Origin of the sequence: Actinomadura soli, assembly GCF_005889715.1 — a bacterium.
Classification (GTDB): Bacteria; Actinomycetota; Actinomycetes; order Streptosporangiales; family Streptosporangiaceae; genus Spirillospora; species Spirillospora soli.
Genome location: NZ_VCKW01000239.1, coordinates 1 through 12953, shown reverse-complemented (window position 1 = coordinate 12953; position 12953 = coordinate 1). Strand labels below are relative to the sequence as shown.

Sequence of the window (12953 nt, the reverse complement as noted above, 5' to 3'; positions counted from 1 at the left end):
GGCCAGGACGGCGGGTGCGGCGGGTGCGGCGGGCGCCGGGGCGGCGGACGCGCTCATTCGCGGTATTCCCTTCCGGTGAGGGTGAGGAAGACGGTCTCGAGGCTGGGGCGGAGCTGGGTGGCGTCGGTGACGCCGACGCCGGCGCGGGAGCCGAGCGTGACCAGCTCGCCGAGCAGGCCGTCGGATTCGGCGGCGAACACGCGGACCTGGCCGTCGTTGATCTCGACCTTGCTGATGCCGTCGCGGTCGGCGAGGCCGTGGATCCCCTCCGGCGCTGCGGCGTCGTAGGTGACGGTGATGACGGTGTCGGCGCCCGCGTTGGACTTCAGCTCGTCCACCGTGCCGCTGGCGAGGATCTGGCCGTGGTCGACGACCGCGACCCGGTCGCAGAGCGCCTCCGCCTCCTCCATGTAGTGGGTGGTGAGCAGGATGGTCTGCCCGGCGGCCTGGAGCCCGCGCAGCACGCCCCACAGGTTGGTGCGGGTCTGCGGGTCGAGCCCGGCGGTCGGCTCGTCCAGGAACAGCACCTCGGGCCCGTGCATGAGGGCCCGGCAGATCATGACGCGTTTGGCCTGCCCGCCGGAGATCTCGAACGGGTTGCCGCCGCGCTGCTCGGTCAGCCCGAACAGCTCCAGCAGCTCGCCCGCCCGCCTGCGGGCGTCGCGGGCGCCGAGGCCGAAGTACCGGCCCCGGAACTCCAGGTTCTCGGCGACGGTCAGGTCGCTGTCGAGGGAGTTGTTCTGCGACACCACGCCGATGCGGCGTTTGATCTCGACCGCGTCGCGGACCACGTCCAGGTCGCACACGCGGGCGCTGCCGCCGGTCGGCACGACGAGGGTGGTGAGCATGCCGATGGTGGTCGACTTGCCCGCGCCGTTCGGGCCGAGGAGCCCGAAGAACTCGCCGCGCGGGACGTCCAGGTCGATGCCCTGGACGGCGGGCACCGCGGGACGCGGCCCGGACGCCGGATAGGTCTTCTTGAGGTCGATCGTCCTAACGGCGGCTTCTGAGGGTTCGGTCACGCGCCGTCTCCCTTCGGTTCATCGCTGTGTGAATCGTCCTCTTCGGCCGGGAAATCCTCGAACCGTTTGATGAGGTTGACGAGGAACCGCCGGACGGCGGCCTCGTCGCCCTCGTCCACCACGTCGTACACGTCCCACAGGTCGCGTCCGATGGGCTGTGACTTCTCCGCGAGCAGCCGCCGGCCGGAGTCGGTGATGCGCAGCATCACGCCGCGCCGGTCGCGGTAGGAGCGTTCGCGCCGGACGTGCCCGTTGCGCTCCAGCGTGTCGACCACGGAGGTGACGGTCGCCGGGGTGACGAGCAGCCGCCTGGCGACCTCGCCGGGGCGCAGCCCGTCCTCGACGATCAGCATGCGGAGCACGAAGAACCCGGCGGGGCTGATGCCGTGCTTCTCGATGACCCGCGAGACCACCGGTTGCGCCAGCCGCGACGCCAGGCCGAAGAGCCTGCCGATCGGCCACTCTTCCATGGGCCCGAGCACCTTGAGGTCGCCGAAGCCGAGGTTCTCCATGGCCGCGATGTTAGGGCACTGATGGTTAGGGGGCAAATCTTTAGCCGCCTAAATATCTACCTCCGGCTCTGTGGTGCTCGTCTCAGTCGGCCGGAAGGGACCCTCCCGCCTTTGAATAGACATCCAGTGTCATGCATACTCTTGCTTATCGATCCCGAAGGGCAGAGTGGGACATGGGAATCCGGACGGCGGTCGCCGGCGCCAGCGGCTACGCGGGCGGCGAGCTGCTGCGCATCCTGGCGGGACATCCAGAGTTCGAGATCGGCGCGCTGACCGCGGGCGCCAACGCGGGCACCGAGCTGGGCGCGCACCAGCCCCACCTGCGATCCCTGGCCGGACGCGTCCTCGCCGAGACGGCCCCGGAGACGCTGTCCGGCCACGACGTCGTGTTCCTGGCGCTGCCGCACGGCCAGTCCGGGCCGCTCGCCGAACGGCTCGGCGAGGACGTCCTGGTCATCGACTGCGGCGCCGACCACCGGCTCACCGACCCCGGCGACTGGGAGCGGTTCTACGGGACGTCCCACGCGGGGACCTGGCCCTACGGCCTGCCCGAACTGCCCGGCCACCGGGACGCGCTGCGCCCGGCGAAGCGCGTCGCCGTCCCCGGCTGCTACCCGACCGCCGTCTCGCTCGCGCTGTTCCCGGCGTTCGCCGCCGGGCTCGCCGAACCCGACGTCGTCGTGGTCGCCGCGTCCGGCACGTCCGGCGCGGGACGGGCACTCAAACCGCACCTGCTGGGCAGCGAGGTCATGGGCTCGGTGTCCGCCTACGCGGTCGGCGGTACGCATAGGCATACACCGGAGATGGTGCAGAACCTCAGCGCCGTCGCGGGCGGGCCGGTCACGGTCTCCTTCACGCCGACGCTCGCGCCGATGAGCCGCGGCATCCTCGCCACCTGCACGGCCAAGGCCCGTCCCGGCGTCACCGCGGCCGCGCTGCGCGGCGCCTACGCGAAGGCGTACGCCGACGAGCCGTTCCTCGGACTGCTGCCGGACGGCCAGTGGCCCGCCACGTCCATGACGCTCGGCGCGAACACCGCGCTCGTCCAGGTCGCGCTGGACGAGTCCGCCGGACGCGTCGTCGCCGTCGCCGCGATCGACAACCTCACCAAGGGCACGGCGGGCGGCGCGGTGCAGAGCGCCAACCTGGCCCTGGGCCTTCCCGAAGAACTCGGCCTGACCACGATCGGAGTGTCTCCTTGAGCGTCACCGCCCCCCGGGGCTTCCGCGCCGCCGGCGTCGTCGCCGGGCTGAAGCCCAGCGGCAACCGCGACCTGGCCCTCGTCGTGAACGACGGGCCGTCCCGCGCGGCCGCCGGCGTCTTCACCCGCAACCGCGTGAAGGCGGCGCCCGTCCTGTGGTCGGAGCAGGTCCTCAAGGGCGGGCGCGTCCACGCGGTCGTGCTGAACGCCGGAGGCGCCAACGCCTGCACCGGCGCGCCCGGCTTCCAGGACACGCACGCCACCGCCGAGAAGGTCGCCGGCGTTCTTGAGGACTCCGCCGGCGAGATCGCCGTCTGCTCGACCGGCCTGATCGGCGAGCGGCTCCCGATGGACCTGCTGCTCCCCGGCGTCGACAAGGCCGCCGCCGAGCTGTCGCGCGGCGACGGCGGGCTCGCCGCCGCCGACGCGATCCGCACCACCGACACCGTCGCGAAGATCTCCTTCCGGCAGGGTGCCGGCGGCTACATGATCGGCGCGATGGCGAAGGGCGCGGGCATGCTCGCCCCGTCCCTGGCGACCATGCTCAGCGTGATCACCACCGACGCCGACCTGCCCGCCGACGTCCTGGACCGGGCGCTGCGCGCGGCCACCGGCGTCACCCTCGACCGGCTCGACTCCGACGGTTGCATGTCCACCAACGACACGGTGCTGCTGCTGGCGTCCGGCGCGTCCGGCGCCGTCCCCGCCGAGGACGAGTTCACCGCGCTGCTCACCGACGTGTGCGCCGACCTGACCCGGCAGCTGCTCGTGGACGCCGAGGGCGCGTCCAAGGCCATCGCGATCGAGGTCGTCGGCGCCGCGTCCACGGACGACGCCGTCACCGTCGGACGCTCCATCGCCCGCAACAACCTCCTCAAATGCGCCATCCACGGCGAGGACCCGAACTGGGGCCGCGTGCTCTCGGCGGTCGGCACCACCGAAGCCGTGTTCGAGCCCGACGAGCTGAACGTCGCGATCAACGGCGTGTGGGTGTGCCGGAACGGCTCGTTCGGCGACGACCGCGACAAGGTCGACCTGCGCCCCCGCGACGTGACGATCACCGTCGACCTGTCGGCTGGCCCGCACAGCGCCACCGTGTGGACGACCGATCTCACGGCCGACTACGTCCACGAGAACTCGGCGTACTCCACATGACCGCCGTCACCTCGGGCGCGGAGATGCGCAAGAACCGGATGGGCGTCATGGCCAAGGCCGAGACGCTCATCAAGGCGCTGCCGTGGCTGGAGCGGTTCCACGGCACCACCGTCGTGATCAAGTACGGCGGGCACGCGATGACCGACGAGGAGCTGCGGCACTCGTTCGCCGAGGACGTCGTGTTCCTGCGCTACGCCGGGCTGAAGCCGGTGATCGTCCACGGCGGCGGCCCGCAGATCAACGCGGCGCTCGCCCGCAACGGCATCGACTCGACGTTCACCGCCGGGCTGCGGGTGACGACGCCGGAGGCCATGGAGGTCGTCCGGATGGTGCTGACCGGCCAGGTGCAGCGCGACGTCGTCGGGCTCATCAACCGGCACGGCCCGTTCGCGCTCGGCATGTCCGGCGAGGACGCGCACCTGTTCACCGCCGAGCGCAAGCACGCGGTCGTGGACGGCGAGGCCGTCGACATCGGCCAGGTCGGCGAGATCGTCGAGGTGCAGGTCGGGGCCCTGCGGGCGCTCCTGGACGACGGCCGCATCCCGGTGATCTCCAGCATCGCGCGCGGCGACGACGGCGAGGTCTACAACGTCAACGCCGACACCGCCGCCGCCGCGCTCGCCGTCGCGCTGGACGCCACCAAGCTCGTCGTCCTCACCGACGTCGAGGGCCTGTACGCCGACTGGCCCGACAGCGACGACGTGATCGACCGGCTCACCACCGACGAGCTGGCCGTCCTGCTGCCGGACCTGTCGGCCGGGATGGTCCCGAAGATGGAGGCCTGCCTGACGGCCGTGCGCGGCGGCGTCCCGCAGGCCCACGTGCTGGACGGACGCGTCCTGCACTCCCTCCTCCTGGAGATCTTCACCGACGAAGGGATCGGAACGATGGTGCTCCCCAGCCCCCCGGGCTCCGCCGCGGAGGTACCGGCATGAGCGACCTCAGGGCACGCTTCGAGGCCGCGTTCATGCCGAACTACGGCGTCCCGCCGGTGGCGCTGGCGCGCGGCGAGGGCTGCCGCGTGTGGGACACCGGCGGCCGCGAGTACCTCGACCTGATCGCCGGGATCGCGGTCACCTCCCTCGGCCACGGCCACCCGGCCCTCGTCGAGGCGGTGTCGTCGCAGGTCGCGACGCTGGCGCACACGTCCAACCTGGTCCTGCACGAGCCCGAGGTCCTGCTCGCCGAGCGCCTCCTCGGCCTGCTCGGCGGGGACGGGAGGGTGTTCCTCAGCAACAGCGGCACCGAGGCGAACGAGTGCGCGCTGAAACTCGCCATCAAATACGGCAAGTCGAACGGCCGCTCCTACTTCGTCGCGGCGGAGAACGGCTTCCACGGCCGGAGCATGGGCGCGCTGTCGCTGACCGGGAAGGCGGCGATCCGGGAGCCGTTCGGGCCGTTCGGCATCGACGTCCGGTTCGTCCCCTACGGTGACGCCGACGCGCTCAAGGCCGCCGTGGACGAGAACTGCGCCGCCGTCTTCCTGGAGCCCACGCAGGGCGAGGCCGGGGTCGTCCCCCCGCCCGACGGGTACTTCGCCGCCGCCCGCGCCATCTGCGACGCCACGGGCGCGCTGTTCGTCGCCGACGAGATCCAGTCCGCGATCGGCCGGACGGGCACCTGGTTCGCGTTCCAGCACGAGAACGCCAGGCCCGACGTCCTCACTCTCGCCAAGGGCCTCGGCGGCGGCCTGCCGATCGGGGCGTGCGTCGCGTTCGGCCCGCACGGCGACCTGTTCGCCAAGGGCGACCACGGCAGCACCTTCGGCGGCAACCCCGTCAGCGCCGCCGCCGCGCTCGCCGTCCTCACCACGATCGAGAAGGACGGCCTGCTCGCCAACGCCGCCTCGGTGGGGGAGACCCTGGCCGATGGCCTCCGCGCCATCGACCACCGCCTGCTCGACGGCGTCCGGGGCCGCGGGCTGTGGCGCGCCGCCGTCCTCACCGGCCCGCACGCGCCCGCCGTCGAGGCCGCCGCCCGCGACGCCGGATTCCTGATCAACGCGGTCGCGCCGGACGCCCTGCGCCTCGCCCCGCCGCTGATCCTCACCGCCGAGCAGGCGCGGTCGTTCACCGCCGCCTTCCCCGCGATCCTCGACTCCGCCGCCCCCGAACCGGAGAACTGACCATGACCAGGCACTTCCTCCGCGACGACGACCTCACGCCCGCCGAGCAGGCCGAGGTGCTCGATCTCGCCGCCGAGGTGAAGAAGGACAGGTTCCGGTTCCGGCCGCTGGAGGGCCCGCGGTCGGTGGCCGTCCTGTTCGACAAGCCGTCCACCCGGACCCGGCTGTCGTTCACCGCCGGCATCGCCGAACTCGGCGGCAACCCCCTCGTCATGGACGCCGGGACCAGCCAGCTCGGCCGCGGCGAGACCATCGCCGACACCGCCCGCGTCCTGGAGCGCCAGGTCAGCGCCATCGTGTGGCGGACGGCCGGGCAGGAGCGCATCGACGAGATGGCGGACGGCACCACCGTCCCGGTCGTCAACGCCCTCACCGACGAGTTCCACCCCTGCCAGGTCCTCGCCGACCTGCAGACCGTCCGGGAGGCGAAGGGCGACCTCGCCGGCGTCACCCTCGCCTACTTCGGCGACGGCGCCAACAACATGGCGCACTCCTACCTGCTGGGCTGCGCCACCGCCGGGATGCACGTCCGCGTCGGCGCGCCCGCGTCCCAGCCCCCGGACCCCGCCGTCGTGGCCCGCGCCGCCGGGATCGCCGCCGCGACCGGCGGGTCGGTGATCGTCACCGACGACGCCGCGAAGGCCGCCGCCGGAGCCGACGTCCTCGCCACCGACACCTGGGTCTCCATGGGCCAGGACGGCAAGGACACCTCGCTCTACGAGCCGTACGCGGTCACCGAGGACCTGGTCTCCCTCGCCGGCCCGGACGCGATCGTCCTGCACTGCCTGCCCGCCTACCGCGGCAAGGAGATCGCCGCGTCCGTCCTGGACGGCCCGCAAAGCCGCGTCTGGGACGAGGCCGAGAACCGCCTGCACGCGCAGAAGGCGCTGCTGACCTGGCTGCTGGAGCGCTCGCGGTGATGACGACCCCCATGACCAAGACCGCCCGGCACGCCCGGGTGATCGAGCTGCTGACCCGGCATCCCGTCCACTCGCAGGGCGAGCTCGCGAAGCTCCTCGGCGACGAGGGCGTCGACGTCACCCAGGCCACGCTGTCGCGCGACCTGGTGGAGATCGGCGCGGTGCGGCTGCGCGCCGACGACGGCAGCCTGATCTACGCCGTCCCCGGGGAGGGCGGCGAGCGGATCCGGCGGGCCCGCACAGGATCCGCCGAGTCCTTCACCGGACGGCTCTCCCGGCTCGCCGCGGAGCTGCTCGTCTCGGCCGAGGCGTCGGCCAACCTGGTCATGGTGCGGACCCCGCCCGGGGCCGCGCAGTACCTGGCCTCGGCGATCGACCACGCCGAATGGCCGTCCATCCTCGGCACCGTCGCGGGCGACGACTCCATCCTCGTCATCGCCCGCGACCCGACCGGCGGGGACGACGTCGCGCAGGCGCTCCTCAGGCTCATCGACGGACGCGAGCGACGAAGCTAGGGCCCGCAGCCGGCCCCGTCCCAGCCCGCAAGATTTCCGAAACTTCGCACACTTCGCACAGGAGATAATGATCATGAGCGAGCGCGTCGTCCTCGCATACTCCGGGGGACTGGACACCTCCGTCGCCATCCCGTACCTCGCCGAGCAGACCGGCGGGGAGGTCATCGCGGTGGCCGTCGACGTCGGCCAGGACGGCGAGGACCTCGACACCATCCGCAAGCGGGCCCTCGCCTGCGGCGCGGCCGAGTCCGTCGTCGTGGACGCCAAGGAGGAGTTCGCCGCGGACTTCTGCGTCCCCGCCATGCAGGCCAACGCCCTCTACATGGACCGCTACCCGCTGCTGTCCGCCCTGTCCCGGCCGCTGATCGTCAAGCACCTCGTCGCGGCCGCCAAGGAGTTCGGCGGGACGACGGTCTCGCACGGCTGCACCGGCAAGGGCAACGACCAGGTCCGGTTCGAGGCGGGCCTGTCCGCGCTCAACCCCGACCTGAAGGTCATCGCGCCCGCCCGCGACTTCGCCTGGACGCGCGACAAGGCGATCACGTTCGCCGAGGAGAAGGGCCTGCCGATCGACGTGTCGGCCAAGTCGCCGTACTCCATCGACCAGAACCTGTGGGGACGCGCCGTCGAGACCGGGTTCCTGGAGGACATCTGGAACGGCCCCATCGAGGACGTCTACGCCTACACTGCCGACCCCGCCGAGCCGCGCGAGGCCGACGAGGTCGTCATCACCTTCGCATCGGGCGTGCCCGTCGCGCTGGACGGGCGCCCGCTCACCCCGTACGAGATCGTCGCTGAGCTGAACCGCCGCGCCGGTGCCCAGGGCGTCGGACGGATCGACATGGTCGAGGACCGGCTCGTCGGCATCAAGAGCCGCGAGGTCTACGAGGCCCCAGCCGCGATCACGCTGATCACCGCGCACATGGAGCTGGAGAACGTCACCGTCGAGCGCGACCTCGCCCGCTTCAAGCGGTCCGTCGACCAGCGGTGGGGCGAGCTCGTCTACGACGGCCTGTGGTTCTCGCCGCTGAAGGACTCCCTGGACGCGTTCATCGCCGACGCGCAGCGGCACGTGTCCGGCGACGTCCGGCTGACCCTGCACGGCGGCCGCGCCGTCGTCACCGGGCGGCGCAGCGACGCGTCCCTCTACAGCTACGACCTCGCCACCTACGACACCGGCGACACCTTCGACCAGAGCCTCGCCAAGGGCTTCGTCGAGCTGTGGAGCCTGCCCAGCAAGATCGCCGCCAAGCGCGACCGGCTGCGGCCTTGACCCGGGCGGGGTCTGGAGGGCGTCCGCCCAGCAGGTGAAGCCCGACCGGACGCGCCCGGACGCCCGCCTCCGAGACGGGTTTCCCCGTACCCTATGGCGGACGCCGCGGCACCGTGTGGGGACGCCGTGACCACGGCGTCCCCGCGTCGTGCTGCCATGCCCGGACGTGGTGAGATTGAGACGGCAACGTTCGTTCAGCGGCGGGAAGAAGAGGATTTTCGTGACGAAGGCACCGACGCGCCTGTGGGGCGGCCGGTTCGAAGGCGGCCCGTCGGACGCGCTCGCCCGGCTCTCGGTGAGCGTCCAGTTCGACTGGCGGCTCGCCCCCTACGACCTGATGGGCTCGCGCGCGCACGCCCGCGTCCTCAACCGGGCGGGGCTGCTCACCGACGACGAGCTCGGACGCATGATCGGTGCCCTGGACGACCTGGAGGAGGCCTGCCGCACCGGCGACTTCCGCCCCACGGTCGCCGACGAGGACGTCCACACCGCCCTCGAACGCGGCCTGCTGGAGCGGCTCGGCGCGCTCGGCGGCAAGCTCCGCGCCGGCCGCAGCCGCAACGACCAGGTCGCCACCGACCTGCGCCTCTACCTGCGCGACCACGCCCGCCAGATCGTCTCCCGCCTCGTCGAGCTGGAGACCGCGCTGATCGCCCAGGCCGAGCACAACCTCGGCGTCGCCGCGCCCGGCATGACGCACCTGCAGCACGCCCAGCCCGTGCTGTTCTCCCACCAGCTCCTCGCGCACGTCCAGCCCCTCACCCGCGACATCGCCCGCCTCCGCGACTGGGACAAGCGCGCCGCGATCTCCCCGCTCGGGTCCGGCGCGCTCGCCGGGTCGTCCCTGCCGCTCGACCCGCAGGCCACCGCCGCCGAGCTGGGCTTCGACGCCGCCGCGCCCAACTCCATGGACGCCGTCGCCGACCGCGACTTCGTCGCCGAGTTCCTCTTCGCCGCCGCGCTCATCGGCGTCCACCTGTCGCGCCTCGGCGAGGAGGTCTGCCTCTGGGCGTCGCAGGAGTTCCGCTGGATCGAGATGGACGACACCTACGCCACCGGGTCGTCGATCATGCCGCAGAAGAAGAACCCCGACGTCGCCGAGCTCGCGCGCGGCAAGGCCGGACGCCTCATCGGCCACCTCGTCGGCCTGCTCACCACCCTCAAGGGCCTCCCGCTCACCTACAACCGCGACCTGCAGGAGGACAAGGAGGGCGCGTTCGACGCCGTCGAGACGCTGCTGCTCGTCCTGCCCGCCATGTCCGGGCTGATCGCCACCATGCGGGTCAACACCGAACGCCTGGAGGCCCTCGCCCCGGACGGCTTCGCCCTCGCCACCGACCTCGCCGAGCTCCTCGTCCGTCGCGGCACCGCGTTCCGCGACGCCCACGAGGTCGTCGGGCACCTCGTCGTCTGGTGCCAGGTCAACGACAAGGACTTCGACGACCTCACCGACGAGGAGCTCGCCAAGGTGTCGCCGCACCTGACGCCCGACGTCCGCGAGGTCCTGAACGTCCAGGGGGCGCTGGCGTCCCGGAAGGCGTACGGCGGCACCGCGCCCGACCGCGTCCGCGAGCAGCTCGCCGCGCTCCGCGCGCTCGTCAACGAGCACGCCGCGTGGGCCGCCGGGTCCGACGCCTGACCGTCCGCCGCCCCGGACCGACCGGGCTTGCCGCCGCCATAGGGTGATGCGATGAACGGAGCGCTGCTGCCACGGGACTTCTTCGACCGTCCCGTCGACGAGGTCGCGCCCTCCCTGCTCGGGCACGTGCTCAGCCACCGCACGCCCGGCGGCGAGGTCGCGGTCAGGCTCACCGAGGTCGAGGCGTACGCCGGCCCCCTCGACCCCGCCTCCCACGCCTACCGCGGCCGGACGCCGCGCAACGCCGTGATGTTCGGGCCGCCCGGCCACGCCTACGTCTACTTCACCTACGGCATGCACTTCTGCGTGAACCTCGTCTGCGGCCCGGACGGGACGTCCATGGCGGTGCTGCTCCGCGCCGGCGAGATCGTCGCGGGGGAGGCCACGGCGCGCGACCGGCGTCCGCGCTCGTCCGTCCGCGACCTCGCCCGGGGCCCGGCGCGGCTCTGCCAGGCGCTCGGCATCGCCCGCGAGCAGAACGGCCTGGACGTCTGCTCGCCCGGCGGGCCGCTCACGGTCCACACCGGCGAGCCCGCCGAGCCCGCGCTCATCCGCAACGGCCCGCGCACCGGGGTGAACGGCGCCAAGGAGGTGCCGTGGCGGTTCTGGATCGACGGCGACCCGACCGTCTCCCCGTACCGCGCGCACGTCCCGAAGCAGCGCAGGAAGGTCACCGCCGACGACTGACCCGCCCCACCCCGGGCGTGGGCAGGCGCTGAATATCGTTAGCGTGACACCCGCCCGCCCGGGCACCCTGGTGGGCACACGAAGCAAGCCGGAACGAGGGAGACCGTGACCGACATCCTGGACGATCTCGCGTGGCGCGACCTGATCGCGCAGTCCACCGACCTGGACGAACTGCGGGCCCTGCTCGCCGCGGGACCGGTCACGCTCTATTGCGGGTTCGACCCGACGGCACCCTCACTGCACCTCGGCAACCTGATCCAGATCCTCACGCTGCGCCGCTTCCAGCTGGCCGGGCACCGGCCCATCGGACTCGTCGGCGGCGCCACCGGCCTGATCGGCGACCCGAGCGGCAAGAGCACCGAGCGCGTCCTGAACTCCGAGGAGATCGTCGCGGGCTGGGTCGAGCGCATCCGCGGCCAGGTGTCGAAGTTCCTCGACTTCGGCGACGGCCCCACCGCGGCGACGATGGTCAGCAACCTCGACTGGACGGGTCCCATGTCGGCCATCGAGTTCCTCCGCGACATCGGCAAGCATTTCCCGGTCAACCGGATGCTGGCCCGCGAGACCGTCAAGGCCCGGCTCGACACCACCGGTATGAGCTACACCGAGTTCAGCTACGTCCTGCTCCAGTCGATGGACTTCCTGGAGCTGTACCGGCGGCACGGCTGCCGCCTGCAGACGGGCGGCAGCGACCAGTGGGGCAACCTCACCGCCGGCGTCGACCTCATCCGCCGCGCCGAGGGCGGCAGCGCCCACGCGCTGACCACGCCGCTGCTCACCAAGGCGGACGGGTCCAAGTTCGGCAAGACGGCCGGCGGCGAGACCTACTGGCTCGACCCCGAGCTGACCTCGCCGTACGCGTTCTACCAGTTCTGGGTCAACGCCGACGACCGGGACGTGGAGAACTTCCTGAAGGTCTTCAGCTTCCGCTCCCATGAGGAGATCGACGACCTCGTCAAGCAGGGCGCCGACCGGCCGGCCGCCCGGGCCCCCCAGCGGGCGCTCGCGGAGGAGATGACCACGCTCGTCCACGGCTCGGACGAGACCGCCCGCGTCATCGCCGCCTCCCGCGCCCTGTTCGGCCAGGGCGCCCTGGAGGAGCTGGACGAACGCACCCTGAAGGCCGCGCTCGCCGAGGTACCCCGCGCCGAGGTGGCCCCGGGCGAGCTGCCGACCGTCGTCGACCTCCTGGCGGCCTCCGGGCTGTGCAAGAGCAAGTCCGAGGCGCGGCGGGCGATCGCCCAAGGCGGCGCCTACCTCAACAACGCCAAGGTCGAGTCGGAGGACGCCGTGCCCGTCGCGGCGGACCTGCTCCACGGCCGCTTCCTCGTCCTGCGACGCGGCAAGCGCAGCGTGGGCGGCGTCGAGGTGACCGCGTCCTGAACCCGTCGGTGACCGCCTGTCCGGGATCTCCCTGGGCAGGCGGTCGCCATGTCACGGGCAAACTTCGGTAGATACACGTCACAGTGCGGTTACAAGGCGCCCGTGCGGGGCATGATAGAAGTCTTGAAAACCGTACCTGAACTGGGGTTTCAGGCCGCGCGAGCTCGATTTGACGGCCCCCGCGGCGGGACCTAATGTTCTACAAGCCCCACGGGGGAGCGGGACGCGGCAAGCGGCCCGGCCCCAGGGGAAACCCTCGACGAACCAACCGAGTAGCGACTTGTCCTGCCCGGAAACGGACGTATGAGGTCGAACCGCCCAGACTTTGACAAACAGGGCGGATCGGGTAGTCTAGAAGGGTTGCCCCGGAGCGGGAAACGCGAAAGCGGATCCAGCGCGGTGGGTGTCCGTTTCTTGAGAACTCAACAGCGTGTTAAAAGCCAGTGCCTTTATACGGTCCGGTCGTTTTTGGCTGGGCCGTCCCCGCGGCCGCCTTGCTTTTGGTGGGGTGGTCGGGGATT

At 72.0% G+C, this 12953-nt stretch carries 12 protein-coding genes; 10 read left to right on the top strand and 2 right to left on the bottom strand.

Features of this window, described 5'->3' with window-relative positions:
* Window positions 1–53: 53 nt before the first annotated feature.
* Together ETD83_RS32640 and ETD83_RS32635 are read right to left on the bottom strand one after the other, a co-directional pair.
* Complete coding sequence (locus ETD83_RS32640; RefSeq protein WP_138649063.1) at window positions 54–1022, bottom strand: ABC transporter ATP-binding protein; 969 nt, start codon at window positions 1020–1022, stop codon at window positions 54–56.
* Window positions 1019–1534 carry a MarR family winged helix-turn-helix transcriptional regulator gene (locus ETD83_RS32635; protein ID WP_138649062.1) on the bottom strand — a complete coding sequence of 172 codons (516 nt, stop codon included), beginning with the start codon at window positions 1532–1534 and terminating at the stop codon, window positions 1019–1021. Before ETD83_RS32635 ends, ETD83_RS32640 begins: the two co-directional genes overlap by 4 nt.
* A gap of 173 nt (window positions 1535–1707) precedes the next feature.
* Here ETD83_RS32635 and argC point away from each other — a divergent pair, with 173 nt between their 5' ends.
* The 10 genes from argC to tyrS all read left to right on the top strand — a co-directional run bounded on the left by argC (window position 1708) and on the right by tyrS (window position 12432).
* Window positions 1708–2736 (top strand): N-acetyl-gamma-glutamyl-phosphate reductase, encoded by a 1029-nt coding sequence (gene argC, locus ETD83_RS32630; protein ID WP_138649061.1) that lies wholly within the window; start codon window positions 1708–1710, stop codon window positions 2734–2736.
* On the top strand, window positions 2733–3890 hold the full coding sequence (gene argJ / locus ETD83_RS32625; protein ID WP_138649060.1) for a bifunctional glutamate N-acetyltransferase/amino-acid acetyltransferase ArgJ: 1158 nt from the start codon (window positions 2733–2735) through the stop codon (window positions 3888–3890). Before argC ends, argJ begins: the two co-directional genes overlap by 4 nt.
* A complete protein-coding gene (gene argB / locus ETD83_RS32620) occupies window positions 3887–4825 on the top strand; it encodes an acetylglutamate kinase (RefSeq protein WP_407921536.1) in 939 nt (312 codons plus the stop codon). Before argJ ends, argB begins: the two co-directional genes overlap by 4 nt.
* A complete protein-coding gene (locus ETD83_RS32615) occupies window positions 4822–6015 on the top strand; it encodes an acetylornithine transaminase (protein WP_138649059.1) in 1194 nt (397 codons plus the stop codon). Before argB ends, ETD83_RS32615 begins: the two co-directional genes overlap by 4 nt.
* Before the next feature lie 2 nt (window positions 6016–6017).
* Window positions 6018–6935 (top strand): ornithine carbamoyltransferase, encoded by a 918-nt coding sequence (argF, locus tag ETD83_RS32610; protein WP_138649058.1) that lies wholly within the window; start codon window positions 6018–6020, stop codon window positions 6933–6935.
* A gap of 11 nt (window positions 6936–6946) precedes the next feature.
* A complete protein-coding gene (locus tag ETD83_RS32605) occupies window positions 6947–7450 on the top strand; it encodes an arginine repressor (RefSeq protein ID WP_407921535.1) in 504 nt (167 codons plus the stop codon).
* Between the two features lie 73 nt (window positions 7451–7523).
* On the top strand, window positions 7524–8723 hold the full coding sequence (locus ETD83_RS32600; RefSeq protein ID WP_138649056.1) for an argininosuccinate synthase: 1200 nt from the start codon (window positions 7524–7526) through the stop codon (window positions 8721–8723).
* Window positions 8724–8943: 220 nt separating this feature from the next.
* Complete coding sequence (gene argH, locus ETD83_RS32595; protein ID WP_138649055.1) at window positions 8944–10362, top strand: argininosuccinate lyase; 1419 nt, start codon at window positions 8944–8946, stop codon at window positions 10360–10362.
* A 51-nt stretch (window positions 10363–10413) separates the two neighbouring features.
* Window positions 10414–11049 carry a DNA-3-methyladenine glycosylase gene (locus ETD83_RS32590; RefSeq protein ID WP_138649054.1) on the top strand — a complete coding sequence of 212 codons (636 nt, stop codon included), beginning with the start codon at window positions 10414–10416 and terminating at the stop codon, window positions 11047–11049.
* Window positions 11050–11154: 105 nt separating this feature from the next.
* Window positions 11155–12432: a tyrosine--tRNA ligase gene (gene tyrS / locus ETD83_RS32585; protein WP_138649053.1), complete on the top strand. Its 1278-nt coding sequence runs from the start codon at window positions 11155–11157 to the stop codon at window positions 12430–12432.
* The last annotated feature ends 521 nt before the right edge of the window (window positions 12433–12953 follow it).

Excerpts from the sequence above, each read along its gene's own strand:
- ETD83_RS32635 (WP_138649062.1), bottom strand. The coding sequence starts at position 1,534 with ATGGAGAACCTCGGCTTCGGCGACCTCAAGGTGCTCGGGCCCATGGAA.
- argC (WP_138649061.1), top strand. The coding sequence starts at position 1,708 with ATGGGAATCCGGACGGCGGTCGCCGGCGCCAGCGGCTACGCGGGCGGC.
- argB (WP_407921536.1), top strand. The coding sequence starts at position 3,887 with ATGACCGCCGTCACCTCGGGCGCGGAGATGCGCAAGAACCGGATGGGC.
- ETD83_RS32615 (WP_138649059.1), top strand. The coding sequence starts at position 4,822 with ATGAGCGACCTCAGGGCACGCTTCGAGGCCGCGTTCATGCCGAACTAC.
- argF (WP_138649058.1), top strand. The coding sequence starts at position 6,018 with ATGACCAGGCACTTCCTCCGCGACGACGACCTCACGCCCGCCGAGCAG.
- ETD83_RS32605 (WP_407921535.1), top strand. The coding sequence starts at position 6,947 with ATGACCAAGACCGCCCGGCACGCCCGGGTGATCGAGCTGCTGACCCGG.
- ETD83_RS32600 (WP_138649056.1), top strand. The coding sequence starts at position 7,524 with ATGAGCGAGCGCGTCGTCCTCGCATACTCCGGGGGACTGGACACCTCC.
- ETD83_RS32590 (WP_138649054.1), top strand. The coding sequence starts at position 10,414 with ATGAACGGAGCGCTGCTGCCACGGGACTTCTTCGACCGTCCCGTCGAC.